17 protein-coding genes and 1 tRNA gene are annotated in these 22,967 nt (G+C 61.0%); 13 read left to right on the top strand and 5 right to left on the bottom strand.

Annotated elements, in window-relative coordinates; translation table 11 throughout:
- Nucleotides 1-13: 13 nt before the first annotated feature.
- The 12 genes from rpoD (at nt 14) to pqqE (ending at nt 14,842) form a co-directional block, all read left to right on the top strand.
- Nucleotides 14-1,861, top strand: a complete 1,848-nt coding sequence (gene rpoD / locus CRN80_RS11655; protein WP_003194751.1) for an RNA polymerase sigma factor RpoD — start codon at nt 14-16, stop codon at nt 1,859-1,861.
- 135 nt (nt 1,862-1,996) lie between these two features.
- Entirely contained in the window at nt 1,997-5,740 is a 3,744-nt protein-coding gene (locus CRN80_RS11650; RefSeq protein ID WP_098950194.1) for a bifunctional diguanylate cyclase/phosphodiesterase, read from the top strand.
- Nucleotides 5,741-5,755: 15 nt separating this feature from the next.
- Nucleotides 5,756-5,832: transfer RNA gene (locus CRN80_RS11645), tRNA-Ile, on the top strand.
- 114 nt (nt 5,833-5,946) lie between these two features.
- Nucleotides 5,947-6,393: an Lrp/AsnC family transcriptional regulator gene (locus tag CRN80_RS11640; protein ID WP_098950193.1), complete on the top strand. Its 447-nt coding sequence runs from the start codon at nt 5,947-5,949 to the stop codon at nt 6,391-6,393.
- A gap of 147 nt (nt 6,394-6,540) precedes the next feature.
- On the top strand, nt 6,541-8,244 hold the full coding sequence (locus CRN80_RS11635) for an NAD(P)/FAD-dependent oxidoreductase (RefSeq protein WP_098950192.1): 1,704 nt from the start codon (nt 6,541-6,543) through the stop codon (nt 8,242-8,244).
- A gap of 10 nt (nt 8,245-8,254) precedes the next feature.
- On the top strand, nt 8,255-9,049 hold the full coding sequence (locus CRN80_RS11630) for a carbon-nitrogen hydrolase family protein (RefSeq protein WP_098950191.1): 795 nt from the start codon (nt 8,255-8,257) through the stop codon (nt 9,047-9,049).
- A 48-nt stretch (nt 9,050-9,097) separates the two neighbouring features.
- Entirely contained in the window at nt 9,098-11,467 is a 2,370-nt protein-coding gene (pqqF, locus tag CRN80_RS11625) for a pyrroloquinoline quinone biosynthesis protein PqqF (RefSeq protein ID WP_098950190.1), read from the top strand.
- A gap of 158 nt (nt 11,468-11,625) precedes the next feature.
- Complete coding sequence (gene pqqA / locus CRN80_RS11620) at nt 11,626-11,700, top strand: pyrroloquinoline quinone precursor peptide PqqA (protein WP_003194766.1); 75 nt, start codon at nt 11,626-11,628, stop codon at nt 11,698-11,700.
- A 71-nt stretch (nt 11,701-11,771) separates the two neighbouring features.
- Nucleotides 11,772-12,683, top strand: coding sequence for a pyrroloquinoline quinone biosynthesis protein PqqB (gene pqqB, locus CRN80_RS11615; RefSeq protein ID WP_098950189.1), 912 nt, complete (start codon nt 11,772-11,774; stop codon nt 12,681-12,683).
- An 11-nt stretch (nt 12,684-12,694) separates the two neighbouring features.
- Nucleotides 12,695-13,447 carry a pyrroloquinoline-quinone synthase PqqC gene (gene pqqC, locus CRN80_RS11610; protein ID WP_003194770.1) on the top strand — a complete coding sequence of 251 codons (753 nt, stop codon included), beginning with the start codon at nt 12,695-12,697 and terminating at the stop codon, nt 13,445-13,447.
- Nucleotides 13,444-13,719, top strand: coding sequence for a pyrroloquinoline quinone biosynthesis peptide chaperone PqqD (gene pqqD, locus CRN80_RS11605; protein WP_003194772.1), 276 nt, complete (start codon nt 13,444-13,446; stop codon nt 13,717-13,719). Before pqqC ends, pqqD begins: the two co-directional genes overlap by 4 nt.
- Nucleotides 13,712-14,842, top strand: a complete 1,131-nt coding sequence (pqqE, locus tag CRN80_RS11600; protein WP_019817403.1) for a pyrroloquinoline quinone biosynthesis protein PqqE — start codon at nt 13,712-13,714, stop codon at nt 14,840-14,842. Before pqqD ends, pqqE begins: the two co-directional genes overlap by 8 nt.
- Nucleotides 14,843-14,847: 5 nt before the next feature.
- On the opposite strand, the gene CRN80_RS11595 is transcribed toward pqqE, so the two are convergent.
- Both CRN80_RS11595 and CRN80_RS11590 read right to left on the bottom strand, forming a co-directional pair.
- Nucleotides 14,848-15,006 carry a YqaE/Pmp3 family membrane protein gene (locus CRN80_RS11595; RefSeq protein ID WP_003194776.1) on the bottom strand — a complete coding sequence of 53 codons (159 nt, stop codon included), beginning with the start codon at nt 15,004-15,006 and terminating at the stop codon, nt 14,848-14,850.
- Between the two features lie 214 nt (nt 15,007-15,220).
- Nucleotides 15,221-16,483, bottom strand: coding sequence for an aspartate aminotransferase family protein (locus CRN80_RS11590; protein WP_098950188.1), 1,263 nt, complete (start codon nt 16,481-16,483; stop codon nt 15,221-15,223).
- A gap of 209 nt (nt 16,484-16,692) precedes the next feature.
- On the opposite strand from CRN80_RS11590, the gene CRN80_RS11585 reads away from it, so the two are divergent.
- Nucleotides 16,693-17,592: a LysR family transcriptional regulator gene (locus CRN80_RS11585; protein WP_098950187.1), complete on the top strand. Its 900-nt coding sequence runs from the start codon at nt 16,693-16,695 to the stop codon at nt 17,590-17,592.
- A gap of 226 nt (nt 17,593-17,818) precedes the next feature.
- Here the strand turns inward: CRN80_RS11585 and CRN80_RS11580 are convergent, their stop codons facing one another.
- From CRN80_RS11580 to CRN80_RS11570, 3 genes are all read right to left on the bottom strand, one after another.
- Nucleotides 17,819-19,597: an acyl-CoA dehydrogenase C-terminal domain-containing protein gene (locus CRN80_RS11580; protein WP_098950186.1), complete on the bottom strand. Its 1,779-nt coding sequence runs from the start codon at nt 19,595-19,597 to the stop codon at nt 17,819-17,821.
- Nucleotides 19,598-19,815: 218 nt separating this feature from the next.
- Nucleotides 19,816-21,585, bottom strand: a complete 1,770-nt coding sequence (locus tag CRN80_RS11575; protein WP_098950185.1) for an acyl-CoA dehydrogenase C-terminal domain-containing protein — start codon at nt 21,583-21,585, stop codon at nt 19,816-19,818.
- Between the two features lie 90 nt (nt 21,586-21,675).
- Nucleotides 21,676-22,965, bottom strand: coding sequence for a diguanylate cyclase (locus tag CRN80_RS11570; protein WP_003194787.1), 1,290 nt, complete (start codon nt 22,963-22,965; stop codon nt 21,676-21,678).
- Nucleotides 22,966-22,967: the final 2 nt, after the last annotated feature.

The following is a 22,967-nucleotide window of genomic DNA, read 5'->3' as shown; positions in this document are numbered from 1 at the left end:
TGGATAGGGTGTTATGTCCGGAAAAGCGCAACAGCAGTCTCGTATCAAAGAGTTGATACTTCTTGGTCGTGAGCAGGGTTACCTGACTTACGCGGAGGTCAACGACCACCTGCCTGAGGATATTTCAGATCCTGAGCAGGTGGAAGACATCATCCGCATGATTAACGACATGGGGATCAACGTATTCGAAGTCGCGCCAGATAAGGATTCCCTTATGCTGGCCGACGCTGATACCGACGAGGCCGCCGCTGAGGAAGCTGCTGCCGCGCTGGCTGCAGTAGAGACCGATATCGGCCGCACGACAGACCCGGTGCGCATGTATATGCGCGAAATGGGTACCGTCGAGCTGCTGACACGCGAAGGCGAAATCGAAATCGCCAAGCGTATCGAAGAGGGCATCCGTGAAGTGATGGGCGCAATTGCGCACTTCCCTGGCACGGTTGACCACATTCTCTCCGAGTACACCCGCGTCACCACCGAAGGTGGTCGCCTGTCCGACGTCCTGAGCGGTTATATCGACCCGGACGACGGCATTGCGCCGCCTGCCGCCGAAGTGCCGCCGCCTGTTGATGCGAAAGCCGCAAAAGCGGACGACGACACCGACGACGACGAAGCTGAAAGCAGCGACGACGAAGAAGAAGCCGAAAGCGGTCCAGACCCGGTTATCGCTGCCCAGCGCTTCGGTGCGGTTTCCGATCAAATGGAAATCACCCGCAAGGCCCTGAAAAAGCACGGTCGTGGCAACAAGCAGGCGATTGCCGAGCTGGTGGCCCTGGCTGAGCTGTTCATGCCGATCAAGCTGGTGCCCAAGCAGTTCGAAGGCCTGGTTGAGCGTGTTCGCAGTGCCCTTGAGCGTCTGCGTGCCCAAGAGCGTGCAATCATGCAGCTCTGTGTGCGTGATGCGCGCATGCCGCGTACCGATTTCCTGCGCCAGTTCCCGGGCAACGAAGTTGACGAAAGCTGGAGCGACGCACTGGCCAAGGGCAAGGCGAAATACGCCGAAGCCATCGGCCGCCTGCAGCCCGATATCATCCGTTGCCAGCAGAAGCTGACCGCGCTTGAGACCGAAACCGGCCTGACGATTGCAGAAATCAAAGACATCAACCGTCGCATGTCGATCGGTGAGGCCAAGGCCCGCCGCGCGAAGAAAGAGATGGTTGAAGCGAACTTGCGTCTGGTGATCTCCATCGCCAAGAAGTACACCAACCGTGGCCTGCAATTCCTTGATCTGATCCAGGAAGGCAACATCGGCTTGATGAAGGCGGTGGACAAGTTCGAATACCGTCGCGGCTACAAGTTCTCGACTTATGCCACCTGGTGGATCCGTCAGGCGATCACTCGCTCGATCGCCGACCAGGCCCGCACCATCCGTATTCCGGTGCACATGATCGAGACCATCAACAAGCTCAACCGTATTTCCCGGCAGATGTTGCAGGAAATGGGTCGCGAACCGACCCCGGAAGAGCTGGGTGAACGCATGGAGATGCCTGAGGATAAAATCCGCAAGGTATTGAAGATCGCTAAAGAGCCGATCTCCATGGAAACGCCGATTGGTGATGACGAAGACTCCCATCTGGGTGACTTCATCGAAGACTCGACCATGCAGTCGCCAATCGATGTCGCCACTGTTGAGAGCTTGAAAGAAGCGACTCGCGACGTACTGTCCGGCCTCACTGCCCGTGAAGCCAAGGTACTGCGCATGCGTTTCGGCATCGACATGAATACCGACCACACCCTTGAGGAAGTCGGTAAGCAGTTTGACGTGACCCGTGAGCGGATCCGTCAGATCGAAGCCAAGGCGCTGCGCAAGTTGCGCCACCCGACGCGAAGCGAGCATCTGCGCTCCTTCCTCGACGAGTGATACCAGAACCCCCGGCCCAGGCCGGGGGTTTTGCTTTCTACCGACCGCTTTCCACAGATTAACTGCCCCGCATCACCCCGCCCCCGCAATGCCCGTCTACACTCGAGACATTCCCCGTGCCATAACGAGACCGTTATGCCCAGATTGCCGACCGTGATACTGCTGTCGCTGCTGACCTGGACCGCAACGGCTGGCGCGTTGACTCTTACGGATGATGAGCGTAGCTGGTTGGCGGACCATCAGGAGCTGCGCCTAGGCGTGGATGCGTCCTGGCCACCGTTTGAATATCGCGATGAAAATGGCCGATATCAGGGCCTGGCGGCCGATTACGTACGCCTACTCCAGGACCGTCTGGGCGTTCGAATCAAACTGATCGAACCAGTTAACTGGACCGCGGTGCTTGAACAAGCCCGCAATAACCAGCTCGACCTGCTGCCTGGCATCATGTCCACCCCCGAACGCCAGAATTTCCTGGCCTTCACACGCCCCTATCTCGACTTTCCCATCGTCATCCTGGCCCATGAAGGTGGCGCGAAACCCCGCAGCCTCAAGGATTTGTACGGGCTGAAAATTGCCGTGGTGGAAAACTACGCGCCCCATGAACTGCTGCGTACCCACCATCCGGACCTGAATCTGGTGGCGATGCCCAACGTCAGTTCGACGCTGCAAGCCCTGGCCACCGATGAAGTGGATGCCGTAGTCGGCGACCTGGCCTCCAGCGTCTGGAGCCTGCGCCAACTCAAGCTCGACGGCCTGTACGTCAGCGGCGAAACGCCCTACCGCTACCAACTGGCAATGGGCGTGCCGCGGGATGAGAAAATCCTGGTGGGCATCTTGGACAAAGTCCTCGCCGACCTCAGTTCAGCCGAAACTGATGCGATCCAGCAACACTGGGTCGGTAGTTTCACCGATCACCGCACCTTCTGGGCTGACCTGCTCACGTACGGCCTGCCAGCGGTGCTGCTATTGAGCACGGTGCTGGCAATCGTCATTCGGATCAATCGCCGGCTCAGCTCGGAAATTTCCCGCCGGGTCGCCCTTGAGCAAGAATTGCGTAGCAGCGAGTACCACTATCGCGGCCTGGTGGAGAGCTTGTCCGCCATCGCCTGGGAAGCAAGCATCAGCGACTTCACCTACAGCTACGTGTCGCCCCATGCTGAAGAGCTGCTCGGCTATCCCCGCGCCCATTGGCTGATTCCAGGTTTCTGGCGCAACATCATCCACCCCGCCGACCTGACCCGTGCCGAGGCCTATTGCTATCGGGAAACCCGTGCCAATCGTGATCACAGCATTGATTACCGGGTCATAACCGCTGATGGCCGCTGCCTGTGGGTACGTGACATTGTCAGCCTGATCGAACACGGCCATGAGCCGGTGCTGCGCGGCCTGATGATCGACATCAGCGAAGCCAAGCGCACCGAAGAAGCCCTGCAACTGTCCGAGCAGAAATTTGCCTCGGTGTTTCAGCAGTGCCCCGACATTCTGGTGATTGCCCGGTTGTCTGATGGCTGCCTGCTGGAGGTCAACAAGGCATTCGAGGACCAGATTGGCCTGCGCGCCGACGAGGTGGTGGGCAAAACCGCCCCCGACCTGAATATATGGGGTATTCAAGGGGGCGGCCCGGATTTGCTGCAACGAGTACAGACCACCAGCATCCGCAACCTGGAAATGCCCTTTCTGCGCAGCAATGGCCAGGCCTTTACCGGGCTGATCTCAGCCGAGCCGTTCCAACTCGACACCACCGAAGCCTTGGTGGTGGTGGTGCGGGATATCACCCAGCTCAAGGAAACCCAACAGCGACTGCAAACCTCCGAAGAAAAGTTTGCCAAAGCCTTCCATGCCTCCCCCGATGGCTTGCTGCTGAGCCGCCAGAGCGACGGCCTGCTGATCGAAGTAAACGAGGGTTTCAGCCACCTGACCGGCTTCACCAGCGCCTCTTCACTCGACCAATCAGCCCTCGACCTGGGCATCTGGGTCGACCTCAACGAACGCAAGCACATGCTGGAATTGATGCAGCGCGACGGTTTTGTCCGCGATTTCATCTGCCATATCCGTCGTGCCGACGGCCAGATTCGCCTGTGCGAAGTGTCCAGCCGCCCGCTGCCGATTGGCGACGAAGATTGCATGCTGACCATCGCCCGGGACATCACCGAACGCCAGTTGATGCAGGAAAAACTGCAGCAGGCCGCCACGGTGTTCGAAAGTACCGCCGAAGGCGTCTTGATCACCGACACACGGCAGAACATCAGCGCCGTCAACCGCGCCTTCACTGAAATAACCGGCTACAGCGAGGTTGAAGCCCTTGGCCATACCCCGCGCCTGCTTGCCTCCGGCCTGCATGACAGCGCGTTCTATGCGGCGATGTGGCACCAGTTGACGACCCACGGCCACTGGCAAGGCGAGATCTCCAACCGCCGCAAGAACGGCGAGGTGTACCCGAGTTGGTTGACCATCAGTGCCGTGCGTAACCGCGAGCACTTGGTTACGCATTTCGTTGCCGTGTTCGCCGACATCTCCAGCCTCAAACTGGCCCAGGCACGCCTGGACTATCAGGCCCACCACGACCCATTGACCGGCCTGCCCAACCGCACCCTGTTTGAAAACCGGCTGCAGGCCGCCCTCAACGGCCAACAGGAAAGTGGCAAACAGGGCGCTGTGCTGTTTCTCGACCTCGACCGCTTCAAACACATCAACGACAGCCTCGGCCACCCGGTCGGCGACCTGCTGCTCAAAGACATCGCGGTACGCCTCAAGGAGCAATTGCGGGACGTGGACACCGTTGCTCGCCTGGGCGGCGACGAATTCATCATCCTGCTGCCCGGCTTGCAACAGGCCAGCGACGCCCAACACTTGGCGAATAAACTGCTCGACTGCTTTACCCCGCCCTTCCAGGCCGGCGAGCATGAGTTCTTTATCAGCGCCAGTATCGGCACCAGCCTGTATCCGCAAGACGGTACCGATGTGGCCACCCTGGTCAAAAATGCCGACGCCGCGATGTATCGCTCCAAAGCCAAGGGGCGTAACCGGGTCGAGCGCTATACCCGCGACCTGACGGCCCAGGCCAATGAACGCGTAGCGCTGGAGCACGAACTGCGCCGCGCCATCGAACGTGAAGAGTTGAGCCTGTATTACCAACCCAAACGCAGCCTGGTCACCCAACAACTGATCGGCGCCGAAGCCTTGATCCGCTGGCATCACCCGACGCTGGGCGAGGTCCCGCCCGAGCACTTTATTGCCCTGGCCGAAGAGAACGGCACGATCCTGCAAATCGGCGACTGGGTACTGGAACAGGCCTGCCGACAGCTGCATGCGTGGCAAGCGGCTTTCGAGGATTTCGGCCCCCTGTCGGTCAACCTCGCAGGCGCGCAACTGCGTCACCCCAACCTGCTGTCACGCATCGAACAACTGCTGCGCGATTACCGCCTCGAACCCGGCTGCCTGCAACTGGAAATCACCGAAAACTTCATCATGAGCCAAGCCGAAGAGGCACTGGCGGTGTTGCACCAACTCAAGCGCCTGGGCGTACAGCTGGCGATCGATGATTTCGGCACCGGTTATTCATCCCTCAGCTACCTCAAGCGCCTGCCCCTGGACTTCCTCAAAATCGACCAATCCTTCGTCCGCGGCTTGCCCGACGACCCTCACGATGCAGCCATCGTGCGCGCCATCATCGCCCTCGGCCACAGCATGCAATTCACCATCATCGCCGAAGGCGTGGAGACCCCGGCACAGCAAGCATTCCTCGCGGCTGAAGGGTGCGAACAGATGCAAGGCTACATCGTCAGCCTGCCACTGCCGCCGGAGCTTTTTGCCGCCAGCTTCCTTCGTACACGGCATGAGGATTTTTCGGATGGCACAGTGAACAAACCATCGTTATAATCCGCGACCTACTGAGGGCCTATAGCTCAGTTGGTTAGAGCAGGGGACTCATAATCCCTTGGTCGTAGGTTCGAGTCCTACTGGGCCCACCATACAAAAAAAGCCGCGCATTGCGCGGCTTTTGCGTATCTGGCTGAATCATTTTGTCAGCAGGGCCAAGCCTGTAACATGCCTGCTCACTGCCCTCCCGCACTGGAGCTCTCCCCTTGCCCGCCCTAGACGAAATCGACCGCCAACTGATCGCCGCCCTGCAGCTCAACGCCCGTGAAAGCGTGGCCATGCTCGCCCGGCAATTAGGCATCGCGCGTACCACTGTCACGTCGCGTCTGGCCCGCCTGGAGAAGACCCAGGTCATCACCGGTTACGGCGTGCGCCTGGGCCAGCGCGTTGCGGATGGTGGGTTGCAGGCTTATGTGGGCATTACCGTGCAACCCCGTTCGGGCAAAGAGGTGTTGCGCAGGCTGAGCGCCATGGCCCAGGTTCAGCAGTTGTGCGCGGTGAGTGGGAAGTTCGATTACGTGGCTTGGCTGCGCACCGATTCGCCGGAGCAACTGGACCAATTGCTGGACCAGATCGGCAGTGTCGACGGTGTAGAGAAAACCACCACCTCGATCATCCTCAGTAACAAACTGGATCGCGGACAACCAATCTGATCACTATATTCGTCATATTGACTAAAACTAGCGCAATACGACGACACATTGCGTCTTATTAACGAGCGCAACGCTCCCTAAACTGGCTGCCATCTTTTCCTATACTCAACGGGCCCCCCTCCCGCCGAGCCGTCAGTAAGGTCAGCCATGAGCATTCCATCCAGCACCCTCAGCAAGCCCAATCGCCACCCGGGCGATGGCAAGAAACCCATCACCATCTTCGGCCCGGATTTCCCGTTTGCCTTTGATGACTGGATCGAACACCCCGCCGGGCTGGGCAGTATTCCTGCGGCTAATCACGGCGCCGAAGTGGCGATCGTCGGCGCCGGGATCGCGGGCCTGGTTGCGGCCTACGAGTTGATGAAGCTCGGGCTCAAGCCCGTTGTGTACGAAGCCTCGAAGATGGGCGGTCGTTTGCGCTCGCAGGCCTTTGAAGGCGCCGAAGGCATCATCGCCGAGCTGGGCGGCATGCGGTTCCCGGTGTCGTCCACGGCGTTCTACCATTACGTGGACAAACTGGGACTGGAGACCAAGCCCTTTCCCAACCCGCTGACACCGGCTTCCGGCAGCACCGTGATCGATCTGGAAGGCCAGACCCACTACGCGCAAAAACTCTCCGATTTACCTGCATTGTTCCAGGAAGTCGCCGATGCCTGGGCCGACGCTCTGGAAGCCGGTTCGCAGTTCGGCGATATCCAGCAGGCAATCCGCGACCGCGACGTGCCGCGGCTCAAGGAGCTGTGGAACAAGCTCGTGCCGCTGTGGGATGACCGTACCTTCTACGACTTCGTCGCCACCTCCAAGGCCTTCGCCAAGTTGTCGTTCCACCACCGCGAGGTGTTTGGCCAGGTCGGTTTCGGCACCGGCGGCTGGGACTCGGACTTCCCCAACTCCATGCTGGAAATCTTCCGCGTGGTGATGACCAACTGCGATGATCATCAACACCTGATCGTCGGTGGCGTGGCCCAAGTGCCCATGGGCATCTGGCGCCATGTGCCAGAGCGCTGCGCCCACTGGCCGGCCGGTACCAGCCTGAGCTCGCTGCATAGAGGTGCGCCACGGGCCGGCGTGAAGCGCATTGCCCACGCCGCCGATGGCCGTTTCGCCGTTACCGACAACTACGGCGACACCCGCGAATACGCGGCAGTGCTGACCACCTGCCAAAGCTGGCTGCTGACCACCCAGATCGAATGCGACGAAACCCTGTTCTCGCAAAAAATGTGGATGGCCCTGGACCGCACTCGCTACATGCAGTCATCGAAAACCTTCGTGATGGTTGACCGCCCATTCTGGAAAGACAAAGACCCGCAAACCGGTCGCGACCTGATGAGCATGACCCTCACCGACCGCCTGACCCGTGGCACCTACCTGTTCGATAACGGCGACGACAAGCCTGGGGTAATCTGCTTGTCCTATTCGTGGATGAGCGATGCGCTGAAGATGCTGCCCCAGCCTATCGACAAGCGGGTGAAACTGGCTCTGGATGCACTGAAGAAGATCTACCCCAAGGTCGACATCAAGGCGCGCATCATCGGCGACCCGATCACCGTATCCTGGGAGGCCGATCCGCATTTCCTCGGGGCCTTCAAAGGCGCCTTGCCCGGTCACTATCGCTATAACCAGCGGATGTATGCGCACTTCATGCAAAAGGATATGCCCGCCGAACAACGCGGAATCTTCATCGCGGGTGATGATGTATCGTGGACGCCCGCCTGGGTCGAAGGCGCGGTACAAACCTCGCTCAACGCGGTGTGGGGCATCATGACCCACTTCGGTGGCAGCACCCACCCGCAGAACCCAGGCCCGGGCGACGTGTTCGATGAAATAGGGCCCATCGCCCTGGCAGAATAAGGAGTTGAGCATGCGTGTCGCCTTGTACCAATGCCCGCCGCTGCCGCTGGATGTGGCCGCTAACCTGCAGCGCCTGCACCGGCTGGCCCATGAGGCACACCGCGCCGATGTGCTGGTGCTGCCAGAGATGTACCTCAGCGGCTATAACATTGGCGCCGAAGCCGTTGGCGCACTGGCCGAGGCACAGGACGGGCCTTCGGCGCAGGCGATTGCCGAACTGGCACAAGGCGCCGGGCTGGCGATCCTGTATGGCTACCCGGAGCGGGCCGACGACGGCCAGATCTACAACGCCGTGCAGTTGATCGACGCCCAGGGCAAGCGCCTGTGCAACTACCGTAAGACCCACCTGTTTGGCGATCTTGATCACTCGATGTTCAGCGCCGGCCCCGATGATTTCCCGGTGGTGGAATTGAACGGGTGGAAGGTGGGCATGCTGATTTGCTACGACCTGGAGTTTCCGGAAAACACCCGCCGCCTGGCCCTGGCCGGTGCCGAACTGATCCTGGTGCCCACCGCCAATATGGTGCCGTTCGACTTTGTTGCCGACGTCACCGTACGGGCACGAGCCTTTGAAAACCAATGTTTCGTGGCCTATGCCAACTACTGCGGGCACGAAGACGAGATTCACTACTGCGGGCAAAGCAGCATTGCCGCGCCGGACGGCCAGCGAGTTGCCCAGGCCGGCCTGGATGAAGCCTTGATCGTCGGCACTCTGGAGCGCCAATCGATCTTCGACGCCCGAGCCGCCAACCACTACCTGCAAGACCGTCGCGCCGAACTCTACGGCGCACTGCACAAGCCCTGACCCATTGGGTTTGCTAGCATAGGCACTTCCCACGCCTCGGAAGTGCCCATGCCTGCGCCGGTTCACCCTCATCCCGTTCACCTGACCCTCGCCAATGGCCTGCGGGTTTGCCTGCGCCATGCGCCGCGCTTGAAGCGCTGCGCCGCCGTTTTACAAGTGGCTGCCGGCAGCCATGACGTGCCACTGGCTTGGCCTGGGCTGGCGCATTTTCTTGAGCACTTGTTGTTTCTCGGTACCGAGCGCTTTCCAGCCGGCGAAGGGCTGATGGCCTACGTGCAGCGACACGGTGGGCAGGTCAATGCCAGCACCCGTGAGCGCACCACCGAGTTTTTCTTTGAACTGCCGGTGCCGGTGTTTGCAGACGGGCTGATGCGGTTGGCGGATATGCTGACTCACCCACGCCTGGCCCTCGATGATCAACAGCGTGAGCGCGAAGTGCTCGACGCGGAATTCGTCGCCTGGTCCGACGATGCCAAAGCCCAACAGCAAGTGGCGCTGCTGCAAGGCTTGGCGGCGGATCATCCATTGCGCGGTTTTCATGCCGGCAACCGCGACAGCCTGCCAGTGGAAAGCGAGGCCTTTCAGCAAGCCTTGCGCGGGTTTCACGCACACTTTTATCAAAGCGGGCAGATGATTTTGAGCCTCGCCGGCCCACAATCGCTGACCGACCTGCAGGCCTTGGCCCAGCAGTTCAGTGACCACCTGACGCCCGGGCCATTGCACCCGCAGGCCGCTCCACCGGCCTTGATGCAAGGCTCGGCACGCCGCTATCAACACGTCGCCGGCCAACACCTGCATCAGGTCATTACCTGCAACGCGCCACGGGAAGCGTTGGCGTTTCTCTGCACCTGGCTCAACGCCTCGGCCCCCGGCGGGCTGCTCGCCGAACTGCAAGCACAACGACTGGCCACTGCGCTGCAGGCGTCCGTGCTGTACCAGTTTGCGGATCAAGCCGTGCTGGATATCCACTTCACTCTCGGCAGCGAGCGCGAACCGGCCACACAGATCGAAGCGTTGCTGCACGACTGGCTGAGTTTCTTCGCACACAGCGACTGGACAGCGTTACGCGAAGAATTCGCCTTGCTCAATGCTCGCCAACAACAGGTCCAAGGCGCCCTGGCCTTGGCGCGCAACGATGCCCAAGACCTCTCGGAACAAGGCGCCGCAGCCCTCAAGGCCATGCTCGAATCACTGCACCTGCCTGCCTCCCTCCACCCTTGGCAACTGCCGCCTAACAATCCCTTTCTCCGTGCACCCGCCAAGGACGAACGCGCCGGCCTGATTCGCGGCCAAACCAGCGCCCATCGTGGCTTGCGTACCTTTGCCCAGGATCGCTCACGGGGCCGACGGGAGCTGTCAGCGCTGACCTTCAGCCAGGCGTTGGCGGAGGACACTGGCGAAGGCGCGCTGTACCTGCACTGGCGGTTTGACTCGGCGGTACCCACAGGGCTGGAAAGCCTGTTGCGGCCGCTGTGCGAACAGGCACGGCAGGCGGGCGTCGAGTTGTCTTGCGAAACGATCGCCACTGACTGGCAGGTGAAGATGCACGGCCTTCATGAGCCCATGCCGGCGGTGCTCGAAGTGTTGGCGCGGTGCCTGATTGGCTCGGATGAACCGTCGCCTGCGCCCGCGCCGACGATGGCCATCCGGGAACTGCTCAAGGCGTTGCCTGCTTGCTGTGCCGGTGTTCAGCCCGAGCCTCTGGGGACGACAGCGTCATGGGCCACTGCACGTTGGCAGGGGCTGGGCGCAGGTCTGCCCGCCGCCTGTGAAGCCGCAATCAAAGCCGCAGCCGCCCGGCTGCCGGGGCAACCGGCAACTATGCCTTTCACACCTCAGCCCCTTGACGGACAAAAGCGCTGGCACACAGTCAGCACCGAATCCAGCGAAGCGGCGCTACTGCTATTTTGCCCAACGCCGACGCAAACCCTCGCCGATGAAGCCAACTGGCGGTTACTCGGGCACGTGCTCCAGGGGCCGTTCTACCAGCGCCTGAGAGTCGAACTGCAAATCGGCTACGCCGTGTTCAGCGGCATCCGACAGATCAACGGCCAAACCGGCCTGCTGTTCGGGGTGCAATCTCCCAGCACTTCCCTGGACGGCATCGTCGAACAGTTGCAGGCCTTCCTCGGGCAACTGCCGTCGTTGATCGCGCGCTGCCCCGACTTGGGTAACCAGGCCCTCGCGCAGCAGTTCTCGGCCCAGACGCTGCCCATCAACGAAGCTGCCGAGTTGCTCTGGCATGCGCATCTGGCAGGTCATTCGTCGGGTTATCTGGATCAGCTTCAAGCGTTGATTCAACAATGCACGCGCGAAGATGTGCAGCACGCCGCGCAGCAACTCAATGACGCTGCAGGCGGCTGGCGTTGCGTGGCCAACGGGCCGCGTATCAACGACGACTGGCAAGCAGCGCCGTGATCATTGCCAACCCTGCAACAGGCTTTCTCCACCGAGACAGCGCTAACTTGAATAAAATTGCGTAACATTGCGCAGCAATATCTGAACATCTCCAATGGGAGGTGGACTATATGTATTACTTGGTAGTGAACGTCCCATCCCTTGATAGGAGTAAGAATATGACCTGGTCCAAACCTGCTTACACTGATCTGCGTATTGGTTTCGAAGTCACCATGTACTTCGCCAGCCGTTGATTGGCTGAGTGATACAACGCCTCGGTTCGCCCGGGGCGTTTTTGTTTTGAGCTGTGCTTGATGGAGCGATCATGTTTGTCCAGATTCTAGGTTCCGCCGCCGGCGGTGGCTTCCCGCAGTGGAACTGCAACTGCGTGAACTGCGCAGGTTTTCGCGATGGCATCCTGCGGGCCCACGCGCGTACCCAGTCGTCCATCGCGATCTCCGACGATGGCGTGAACTGGGTGCTCTGCAATGCCTCACCGGATATCCGCGCGCAATTGCAGGGTTTTGCGCCCATGCAACCGGGCCGCGCCCTGCGCGATACCGGCATCAGCGCAATCATCCTGATGGACAGCCAGATCGACCACACCACCGGCCTGCTGAGCCTGCGCGAAGGCTGCCCGCATCAGGTGTGGTGCACCGACATGGTCCACGAAGACCTGAGCACCGGTTTCCCGTTGTTCACCATGCTGACCCACTGGAACGGTGGCCTGGCCTGGAACCGCATCGAGCTGGACGCCAGCTTCACCATCCCGGCCTGCCCCAACCTGCGCTTCACCCCGCTGCCGTTGCGCAGCGCCGCACCGCCCTATTCGCCACACCGCTTCGACCCGCACCCCGGTGACAACATCGGCCTGATCGTCGAAGACCTGCGCACCGGCGGCAAATTGTTCTACGCCCCTGGGCTGGGCAAGGTCGACGCGCCGCTGTTGGACATCATGGCCGGCAGTGACTGCCTGCTGGTCGACGGCACGATGTGGGACGACGACGAAATGCAGCGCCGTGGCGTCGGCACCCGCACCGGGCGTGAGATGGGCCACCTGGCCCAGAACGGCCCCGGCGGCATGCTTGAAGTGCTCGAGCAACTGCCCCAGCAGCGCAAAGTGCTTATCCACATCAACAACACCAATCCGATCCTCGATGAGGACTCTCCCGAGCGAGCGGAGCTGGTGCGGCGCAATGTCGAAGTGGCTTACGACGGCATGAGCATTGAATTGTAGGAGCATTCGAAATGACCGACACACCGTTGAGCAAGGCTGAGTTCGAAGCGGCCCTGCGCGCCAAGGGCGCCTTCTACCATATCCATCACCCCTACCATGTGGCGATGTACGAAGGCCGCGCCAGCCGTGAGCAGATCCAGGGCTGGGTCGCCAATCGCTTCTACTATCAGGTGAATATCCCGCTGAAAGACGCGGCGATCCTGGCCAACTGCCCAGACCGTGAAATCCGTCGCGAATGGATCCAGCGCCTGCTCGACCACGACGGCGCGCCTGGGGAAGACGGCGGTATCGAAGCCTGGCTGCGCCTGGGCCAGGCTGTAGGTCTGGACCCCGACCAATTGCGCTCTCAAGAGCTGGTGCTACCCGGCGTGCGCTTCGCCGTGGACGCCTATGTCAACTTCGCCCGCCGCGCCAGCTGGCAAGAGGCCGCCAGCAGCTCATTGACCGAGCTGTTCGCGCCGCAAATCCACCAGTCGCGCCTCGACAGCTGGCCCCAGCATTACCCGTGGATCGACCCGGCCGGTTACGAGTACTTCCGCACACGCCTGGGCCAGGCCCGGCGCGATGTGGAACACGGCTTGGCGATCACCCTGCAGCACTACACCACCCGCGAGGGGCAGGAGCGCATGCTGGAAATTCTCCAGTTCAAACTGGACATCCTGTGGAGCATGCTGGACGCCATGAGCATGGCCTACGAACTCAAACGCCCGCCCTACCACAGCGTGACCGAGCAGCGGGTATGGCATAAAGGGATCACCCTATGAGCTTTGATCGCAGCAAAAAACCGACCTGGCGCCAGGGCTATCGCTACCAGTACGAGCCTGCACAGAAAGGCCATGTTCTGCTCTACCCCGAAGGCATGATCAAGCTCAACGACAGCGCCGCATTGATCGGCGGCCTGATCGACGGCGAGCGCGACGTGGCGGCCATCATTGCCGAGCTGGACAAGCAGTTCCCCGGCGTACCGGAGCTGGGTGACGACATCGAGCAATTCATGGAGGTCGCCCGTGCTGAGCACTGGATCACTCTTGCCTGAGAAACCCGCCATCGGCCTGCCGCTGTGGCTGCTGGCCGAGCTGACCTATCGCTGCCCGTTGCAGTGCCCGTATTGCTCCAACCCGCTGGATTTCGCCGAGCAGGGCAAGGAGCTGAGCACCGAACAATGGATCAAGGTTTTTCGCGAAGCCCGTGAAATGGGCGCCGCGCAGCTAGGGTTTTCCGGCGGTGAGCCGCTGGTGCGCCAGGACCTGGCCGAACTGATCGGCGAGGCGCGCAAGCTGGGTTTCTACACCAACCTGATCACCTCGGGCATTGGCCTCACCGAGCAAAAAATCAGCGACTTCAAGAAAGCCGGCCTGGACCATATCCAGATCAGCTTCCAGGCCAGTGACGAGCAGGTGAACAACCTGCTGGCCGGCTCGAAAAAAGCCTTCGCGCAAAAACTCGAAATGGCCCGAGCGGTAAAAGCCCACGGCTACCCGATGGTGCTGAACTTCGTCACCCATCGGCACAATATCGACAAGATCGACCGCATCATCGAGCTGTGCATTGCGCTGGAAGCGGATTTCGTCGAGCTCGCCACCTGCCAGTTCTACGGTTGGGCGCAGCTCAATCGCGTGGGCTTGCTGCCCACCCGCGAGCAGTTGGTGCGCGCCGAACGCATCACTAATGAGTACCGCGCCAAGCTGGAAGCCGAAGGCCACCCGTGCAAGCTGATTTTCGTGACACCGGATTATTACGAGGAGCGCCCCAAAGCCTGCATGAACGGCTGGGGCAGCATCTTCCTGACAGTCACGCCCGACGGCACCGCCCTGCCTTGTCACGGCGCAAGGCAGATGCCCGTGCAGTTTCCCAATGTGCGCGACCACAGCATGCAGCACATCTGGTACGACTCGTTTGGCTTCAATCGCTTTCGTGGCTACGACTGGATGCCCGAGCCGTGCCGTTCATGCGACGAAAAAGAAAAAGACTTCGGCGGCTGCCGTTGCCAGGCCTTCATGCTCACCGGTGACGCCAGCAACGCCGACCCGGTATGCAGCAAATCCGAGCAGCACGGCATCATCCTTCAGGCGCGGGAAGAGGCCGAACAGGCCACCCAGACCATCGAGCAACTTGCCTTTCGCAATGAGCGCAACTCCAGGCTCATTGCAAAAGGCTGAGGGCCTCAACGCTTGGCGATGATGTACACCGCGTGGATGATGCCCGGGAAGTAACCGCACAGGGTCAGCAGGATATTTAGCCAGAAGGCACCGCCGAAGCCTACTTGCAGGAACACACCCAATGGCGGCAGCAGAATGGCGATGATGATACGAATAATGTCCATGGGTCAGCTCCAGAAAATCGGCTCGTGTGAGCCGTGTAGCTAATCGACCTTGGCGGTTCGTGAGGGTTCAGTGGATTCTGGCATTGGGCCATCTCAGGCCAGAATCTCCAGCCATCGTTTCATACCAGAATGACCCACACAAAAAAACGCCCCCAGCCAAAAGAATCAGGCTGGAGGCGCCGCGTATGCCGCGAGACGGTTCAGGAAACTGGGGTCAAACGGCGATGCCCTTGCGGCATTGCACTTGAGCGGTGCGCACCCGAGAAAAGGCGCGGGCAAGCCGCAGCAGCATTTCGTCGATGTGGGTTTTGCTGATGTTCAGCGCAGGGGTAAAGCGCAGGCAGTCAGGTTGTGAGGCGGTGAGAATCAGGCCTTCGTGCAGCGCGGCCTTGACCACTGCTGCGGCGCAATCGTCCGACAGTGTCAGGCCCCAAAGCAGCCCGTTGCCGCGCAAGGGCCCATGGCCGTAACGGTAGGCCAGACGGGCAAGGCCTTCTGCCAGGTACAAGCCGGATTCGCGCAGATGCTCGAGAAAGCCGTTCGCCAATACAGCGTCGAGTAACGCGATACCCGCAGATGCCATTAGCGCATTGCCATGATGCGTACCGTCCAGCTCGCCCGGCTCGAAGCAACAGGCAGTGCCACGCGCCAGCAGCGCCGCCAGGGGCACGCCCCCGCCGAGGCCTTTGCCCAGGGCAATGATGTCGGCGCGCACGCCGTATTGCTGTTCGGCCAGCAAGCTGCCGCAGCGGCCCACGCCGGTTTGCACTTCGTCGAAGATCAGCAGGATCCCCAACTCACGACACAGGCGTTCGACGCCCTTGAGGTAATGCTCTGTCGCGGGGATGACAGCGCCGCCGCTTTGGATCGGCTCCAGCATGATAGCGACGGTCTGCGCATCCACCGCTGCGTGCAGGGCCGGCAGATCGTTGAACGGCACCTGGCTGAAACCTGGCAACTGCGGTTCGAAACGGTTTTCGCAGGCCACAGCCGACGCCGACATCGCCCCCAAGCTACGGCCATGACAGCCATTGCTCACGGTGATGATGTGGTAAGCGCCACCGCGATGCCGTTGGCCCCACTTACGTGCCAGCTTGATCGCCGCTTCACAGGCTTCGGCACCCGTGTTGAGCAAGTAGGCCTGATCACTGCCGGTGTGGTGGCACAGACGGTCGACGAGGTCCAGTTGCGCACGGTTGTGCAAGCCCAGGCCGGGGTTGATCACGGTGTGCATCTGTTCGGCAATAGCGTCGCGCACGGCCTGGGGACTGTGGCCCAGGCTGTTGGCACCACCGCCTTGACTGAAATCCAGATAGGCGCGGTCGTCAGCGTCCGAAAGCCAGGAGCCCTGCCCCTGCACAAATACTTGGGGCGGGCGCGCCACAGTGGGCATCAGGCACTGGCTGGAAACCTCTGTACGCGGGGCATGCACAACCAGGTCATCCAGACTCGGCGCGAAGCGACGGAACAAGTTCACACTTCACCTCCGCTGGCAACCTGACCTTGGTCGATACCGCCGGCCAATGAGGCCTTCAGATTTTTTGCCTTGCCTATGTAAACGCTATCAACAAAAACGCTGTTCATTGTCCGATCCGGCCCTGTAAGCCCTGCGAATAGGCGCTAGACTAGGCGCCTCGGGGGCCAGCGGCCATTTCGATTTTCCAGCTTTTTCGATAAGCAAACCTTATGGATTTCAAGCAACTGCGTTATTTCGTCGCGGTGTATGAGGAAGGCCACGTAGGCCGTGCCGCGGAGCGTCTGTCGATCTCCCAGCCAGCGCTGTCGCAACAGATTCGCCAACTGGAACAGAACCTCGACGTCAGCCTGTTCGAACGCAGCAGCAAGCGCCTGTTGCCAACCCTGGCGGCCCACACCCTATACAACCATGCGTTGCCGCTGATTGATGGCATGCAACAAGCCGTCGAGGCGCTGCGCAACTTCAAGGGCCAGGCCATGCGCACCCTGGCCATCGGCGTGCTGCAAACCGTGCACACCAGCCTGGTACCGCAGATGCTTGAGCGCGTGCGCAAAGCCCAGCCCCATTTGGTGGTGCAAATCTACGAGCTGACCGGGCTTGAGATTGAACGGCGGTTGCTCAACGGCTCACTCGATATCGGCATCAGCTACCTGCCACCCCGTCAACCGGGCCTGCATGGCGTGCTGCTGTATGAAGACGAGTTGAAAGTGGTGATTCCCGAGGACCATCCGTTGCGCGAGTTCAAGAAGGTCTCGCTCAAACAAGCCGCCGAATTACCGATGTTGCTGCTAGGGGAGGAGTTTCAGGTTCGGCAGATCTGGCAAGGCCAACTGTCTAACCTCGGGCGGCGTCCGCAAGTGCAGGCGGAGCTCAATACCATGCTGGGCATTCTCGACAGCCTGCCTCACACCCGCTTGGCGACGGTGCTGCCCGGGCGCTCCCAGGACGAACACAACAGCAAGGCGCTGCTGTGGAAACCCTTGAGCGAGCCCAGGGTAGCGCTGAAAGTCGGGTTGGTGTGTCGCGATGTGCAACGCCAGCAGGCGACGGTGGCGTTGCTGCGCACCCTGCTGGAAGACGTGATGAATGCCCCGCCGGCAAGCGCCTGACTTTTTCGCGGGCAAAAGAAAACCCCGCCGAAGCGGGGCTTTGCAGACTGTTTCCCTGACATCCATTTCACTCCGCCGTCCTGGCAGAATCCTACGTGTCCGTGTTGTTGCTTTGCGCTTCCTGCGCGACGTCCATGTGAAGTAGATTAGCCGTGGATCCAATGTGGCGATAGAGGACGATTAGCAGCACGTCATGTAAGAGAATGCTTACACGCCCTCCCCGCCCTTAAAACAGGGCTTCATCCATCAGGAACAGTGATTCGCTACCGGCTTTTACCGACGCACTCAACGAGTGGATACGCGGCAACAGACGGGCAAAGTAGAACCGTGCAGTTCCCAGTTTGCTGGCGTAGAAATCCTCTTCGCCCTCTTTGCCCAACGCCGCCTTGGCCATGCGCGCCCACATATAGGCATAGGCCATGTAGCCGAACGCATGCAGGTATTCCACCGAGGCCGCGCCGATTTCATTGGCGTTGCTCTTGGCGCGGTCCAGCACCCAGGTTGTCAGCTCATCCAAGTTATCCACAGCCGCACTTAGCGGCTTAGTGAATTCGGCCAACTCAGGGCCCGATGCGGCGATGAACTGGCGGATCTCATCGGCGAACAAGGTATAGAACGCACCGCCGCTGCCGACGATCTTGCGGCCCATCAGGTCCAAGGCCTGAATGCCGTTGGTGCCTTCGTAGATCTGGGTGATGCGCACATCACGCACCAACTGCTCCTGGCCCCACTCGCGGATGTAACCGTGGCCGCCAAATACCTGCTGGCCGAGCACGGTGGTTTCCAGGCCCAGGTCAGTGAGGAACGCCTTGGCAACCGGGGTCAACAACGCCACCAGGTTATCGGCACGCTCGCGGGCCTGCGCATCGTCGCTGAACTTGGCGATGTCCAACTGCGTCGCCACGTAGGTGGAGAACGCCCGGCCGCCTTCGTTCGCCGCCTTCATGGTCAGCAACATGCGACGCACATCCGGATGCACGATGATCGGGTCTGCCGGCTTGTCCTTGGCCTGCGCGCCTAGCGGGGAGCGGCTTTGCAGGCGGTCGCGGGCATATTCAATCGCGTTCTGATAGGAGCGCTCGCCCGATGCCAAGCCCTGAATGCCAACACCCAGTCGCTCATAGTTCATCATGGTGAACATCGCCGCCAAGCCACGGTTGGGCTCACCAACCAAGTAGCCCACGGCTTCGTCGAAGTTCATCACGCAGGTGGCGGAGGCCTGGATGCCCATCTTGTGTTCAATGGAACCGCAGTTCACCGGGTTACGCGCGCCCAGGCTGCCATCGGCATTCACCAAAAACTTCGGTACCAGGAACAGCGAGATGCCCTTGGGCCCGGCCGGTGCGTCCGGGAGTTTGGCCAGCACCAGGTGGATGATGTTGTCGGTCAGGTCGTGCTCGCCACCGGTAATGAAGATCTTGGTGCCGCTGACCTTGTAGGAGCCGTCCGCCTGAGGCTCGGCCTTGGTGCGGATCATCCCCAGGTCGGTACCGGCATGGGCCTCCGTCAGGCACATGGAACCGGCCCACTCACCGGAATACATCTTCGGCAGGTAGGTGGCCTTGAGCTCTTCGCTGGCGTGGGTGTTGATCGATACACAGGCGCCGGAGGTCAACATCGGGTACAGGCCGAAAGCCAGGCTCGACGAGTTGATCATCTCTTCAACCTGCGCCGACACGGCCTTGGGCATGCCCATGCCGCCGTAGGTCGGGTCGCCGCCCACGCCTACCCAGCCGCCTTCGGCGTAGGTGCTGTAGGCCTGGGGGAAACCGTCGGGGGTCGTGACGGCGCCGTCTGCCCAGTGGCAGCCTTGCTCATCGCCGCCGCGGCTGAATGGGGCGATGGATTTGGCGGTGACCTTACCGGCCTCCTCCAGGATCGCCTCGACGGTTTCGGCGTCAACGCTGTCTGCCAATGCCGGTAACTGGGCCCAAGTATTAGCGACCTCAAAAACTTCGTTGAGGACGAAGCGCATATCACGCAACGGCGCTTTGTAATCAGCCATGGCAAACCTCGTGAGAACGTGAAAAGTGATTCGATAGGATCGGTTTTACAGACGCCGAGTGTACCCGAACAACTTTTCAGACACATAGGGTCCGTTCGTGACCATTAAGTATTTATAAGTCACACTGTAGGAGCGAGCTTGCTCGCGAAAAACTCAAGAACACCCCGCTAAACCAGGCGTGCGCGAATCGTTGAAGTTCTTCGCGAGCAAGCTCGCTCCTACAAGGAGAAAGCGTCGGCTGGGAGACTCATCAGGCATTCGCTCCCTGCCTCCACCGCAGCGCGGTGCATGGCCGTACGCGGCAACAGGCGCTTGAAATAAAAGTCGCAGGTCGCAAGCTTCGCCTGGGCAAATCCTTGGTCATCCTGGGCGTGCGCCGCGATCGCCATGCGCAACCACAGGTAGGCGAGGATGATGTAACCGCTGTACATCAGGTAATCCATCGCCGCCGCGCCCACTTCGTCAGGGTTTTTCATCGCCGCCGTGCCGACCTTCAGGGTCAGTTCGCCCCATTGCTGGTTCAGCTCATTGAGTTGCGCCACCTGGGCCTTGAGCTGCGCATGCTCGGCATTGGCCGCGCAGAACTTATGCACAATCTTGGTAAACCCGCGCAGCAACTTGCCCTGGCTGCCCAGCACCTTGCGCCCGAGCAGGTCCAGAGCCTGGATGCCGTTGGTGCCTTCATAGATCGGGGCGATACGTGCGTCACGGGCCAGTTGCTCCATGCCCCACTCACGAATATAGCCATGGCCACCGAATACCTGCATGCCGTGGTTGGTCACCTCCAGCCCGGTTTCGGTCATGAAGGCTTTGCAGATCGGGGTGAGGAAGGCCAACAGGTCCTCGGCTTCCTGGCGTTGCCCGGCGTCGCTGCCCAGATGCGCGGTATCGAGCAGTTGCGCGGTGAAGTAGGTCAAGGCGCGGTTGCCTTCGTTGAAGGCTTTCATGGTCAGCAACATGCGACGGACATCGGCGTGCACGATGATCGGGTCGGCGGCTTTTTCCGGGGCCTTGGCGCCGGTCAACGAACGCATTTGCAGGCGATCATTAGCGTATTTGATCGCGCCCTGGAAGCTCGCCTCGCCGTTGCACAGGCCCTGCATGCCGGTACCCAGGCGTGCGTGGTTCATCATGGTGAACATGCAGTTGAGGCCCTTGTTCGCCTCGCCAATCAAATAGCCTTTGGCGCCATCGAAGTTCAGCACGCAGGTGGCCGAGGCCTTGATGCCCATCTTGTGTTCGATGGAGCCGCAGTGCACCGCATTGCGCTCGCCGGAGTCGGCATGGAACTTGGGCACGATAAACAATGAGATGCCCTTGGTGCCCGCCGGTGCGTCCGGCAGTTTGGCCAGCACCAAGTGGATGATATTGGCGCTCATGTCGTGCTCGCCGGCCGAGATGAAGATCTTGCTGCCGGTGACCGCATAACTGCCGTCTGCCTGCGGCACGGCGCGGGTCTTGATCAAGCCCAGGTCGGTGCCGCAGTGGGCTTCGGTCAGGCACATGGTGCCGGTCCATTCGCCGGCGGTAAGTTTGCTCAGGTAAGTGGCTTTCTGTTCGTCGGTGCCGTGAGCGTGGATCGCCGACATCGCGCCGTGGGTCAGGCCCGGGTACATGCCCCAGGAGGTGTTGCTGGAGCCGATCATCTCGCTCAGCACCAGGCCCAGGGAATGGGGCAAGCCCTGGCCACCGTAGGCCGGGTCTGCCGCCACACCATGCCAGCCGCCTTCCACATACTGGGCGAAGGCTTGCTTGAAGCCTTTGGGGGTGGTCACCACGCCATTATCGAAATGGCAGCCCTCTTCATCGCCGCTGCGATTGAGCGGCGCGAGGACGTTTTCGCAGAACCTGGCGCCTTCTTCGAGGATCGCACTGACCATGTCCGGGCTGGCATCCGTGGCGCCCAGGGCCGCGTAGTGGCCGTGGAAATCGAATACGGTGTCGATCAGAAAGCGCATGTCGCGCAGGGGAGCTTTGTACTCAGGCATGGCGATGTCTCCGGCAGCAGATAGGGTTAACCTACTGCCGGCCATGGCCGTGGACAATCACTGTAGCGCTGCTGAATACGGCGCCATTACTCAACCGGCAGCGCTTTGCATGCGCACTGCGCCACGGCGGGTTTGCCCGGCCGCGACCACACAATTACGCCCCGCGCCCTTGGCGGCGTACAACGCCTGGTCGGCGGACTTGAGCACCTCGTCGGGGCTGCGCTGCTCGGCCTGGCGCTCGGCCACGCCGATGCTTACCGTCACCGACACACTGGATGCTCCGCTGCCCGCACGGCGTTGGCGGCCTTGATGGTCGTCCTGGGGACGGTCCGGGTTGCGCAACTTGATGTCGTAGCTGGCGATGATCTCGCGGATCTCCTCCAGGTGCGGCATGCACTCATCCAGAGTCTTGCCGGCAAACACCACGGCAAACTCTTCACCGCCGTAACGGTAGGCCCGCCCACCACCGTTGACCTTGGACAACTTGCTCGCCACCAGGCGCAGCACCTGGTCACCGACGTCGTGGCCGTGAGTGTCATTGAAACGCTTGAAGTGATCGACGTCGCTCATCGCCAGCACATAGTTACGCCCCAGCCGCTGCATACGCTCGTTGAGCGCACGGCGCCCCGGCAAGCCGGTGAGCTCATCACGAAACGCCATTTGATACGCCTCGTGCGCCACCCCCGCAGCGATCATCAACATCACCTGGCTGCACATGATGTTGAGGGTGAACGGCAAGATGAACGTTTGCGGCAACATCCAGAACATGCCCAGCAACCCCACCAGTTGTGCGGCGTGCAGCGGGCGCGGCTGGTACCAGTATTGGGCGGCCAGGGTGAGGAAACCAATCAGGAACATCGGGTACGAGAGTTGGATCAGGCTCATCCACGCGCCGTGCAGCATCGGCCAGCGAATCTCCGCCAACCAGCCCAGCAAGGCCTGGGGGAAGCTTTGCTCCAGGGCCAGCGCCACACTGCCCACCGCCAGCAGCACCGCGCAGCGGGCGACGAAGTCACGGAACAGATGGGTCTTTTCCTGCCACAGCGCATAGATGCTGAACAGCAAGGGCAACAGCAGGCAGCACAGGTGGAACACCACCGCAGCGTCTTCACGCACGCGGCCGTTGTCACGGTAGAAGTCGGTCTGGGTATCCAGCAGGAAATAGGCGACGTACACCGTGACCATCAGGAACAGTTCACGCTGGCGTCGATACACCGCGCAGTAGGCACCGCCGAGCAGCAGGACCAGGGTGGGCAGCACGTTGAACAGAGAGGTGAAGAAGACGCTGAGGTCCTTGACGTACGCAGCCGAAAGCCCGGCCAGCAACAGCAGCAGCGAAGGGAGGAAATGGCTGAAACGTACAGCGGACACGCGTGACAAGG

This window comes from Pseudomonas sp. FDAARGOS_380 (assembly GCF_002591235.1).
In the GTDB taxonomy this organism is placed as follows: Bacteria; Pseudomonadota; Gammaproteobacteria; order Pseudomonadales; family Pseudomonadaceae; genus Aquipseudomonas; species Aquipseudomonas salmasensis.
The sequence above is the reverse complement of the archived record's forward strand: the minus strand, read 5'-3'. Positions and strand labels throughout refer to the sequence as shown.

What these genes read in the sequence shown, in the direction of transcription:
- pqqF (WP_098950190.1), top strand. Translation starts at nt 9,098, where the DNA reads ATGCCTGCGCCGGTTCACCCTCATCCCGTTCACCTGACCCTCGCCAAT.
- CRN80_RS11635 (WP_098950192.1), top strand. Translation starts at nt 6,541, where the DNA reads ATGAGCATTCCATCCAGCACCCTCAGCAAGCCCAATCGCCACCCGGGC.
- pqqD (WP_003194772.1), top strand. Translation starts at nt 13,444, where the DNA reads ATGAGCTTTGATCGCAGCAAAAAACCGACCTGGCGCCAGGGCTATCGC.
- pqqC (WP_003194770.1), top strand. Translation starts at nt 12,695, where the DNA reads ATGACCGACACACCGTTGAGCAAGGCTGAGTTCGAAGCGGCCCTGCGC.
- rpoD (WP_003194751.1), top strand. Translation starts at nt 14, where the DNA reads ATGTCCGGAAAAGCGCAACAGCAGTCTCGTATCAAAGAGTTGATACTT.
- CRN80_RS11575 (WP_098950185.1), bottom strand. Translation starts at nt 21,585, where the DNA reads ATGCCTGAGTACAAAGCTCCCCTGCGCGACATGCGCTTTCTGATCGAC.
- CRN80_RS11595 (WP_003194776.1), bottom strand. Translation starts at nt 15,006, where the DNA reads ATGGACATTATTCGTATCATCATCGCCATTCTGCTGCCGCCATTGGGT.
- CRN80_RS11585 (WP_098950187.1), top strand. Translation starts at nt 16,693, where the DNA reads ATGGATTTCAAGCAACTGCGTTATTTCGTCGCGGTGTATGAGGAAGGC.
- CRN80_RS11650 (WP_098950194.1), top strand. Translation starts at nt 1,997, where the DNA reads ATGCCCAGATTGCCGACCGTGATACTGCTGTCGCTGCTGACCTGGACC.
- CRN80_RS11630 (WP_098950191.1), top strand. Translation starts at nt 8,255, where the DNA reads ATGCGTGTCGCCTTGTACCAATGCCCGCCGCTGCCGCTGGATGTGGCC.
- CRN80_RS11580 (WP_098950186.1), bottom strand. Translation starts at nt 19,597, where the DNA reads ATGGCTGATTACAAAGCGCCGTTGCGTGATATGCGCTTCGTCCTCAAC.
- pqqB (WP_098950189.1), top strand. Translation starts at nt 11,772, where the DNA reads ATGTTTGTCCAGATTCTAGGTTCCGCCGCCGGCGGTGGCTTCCCGCAG.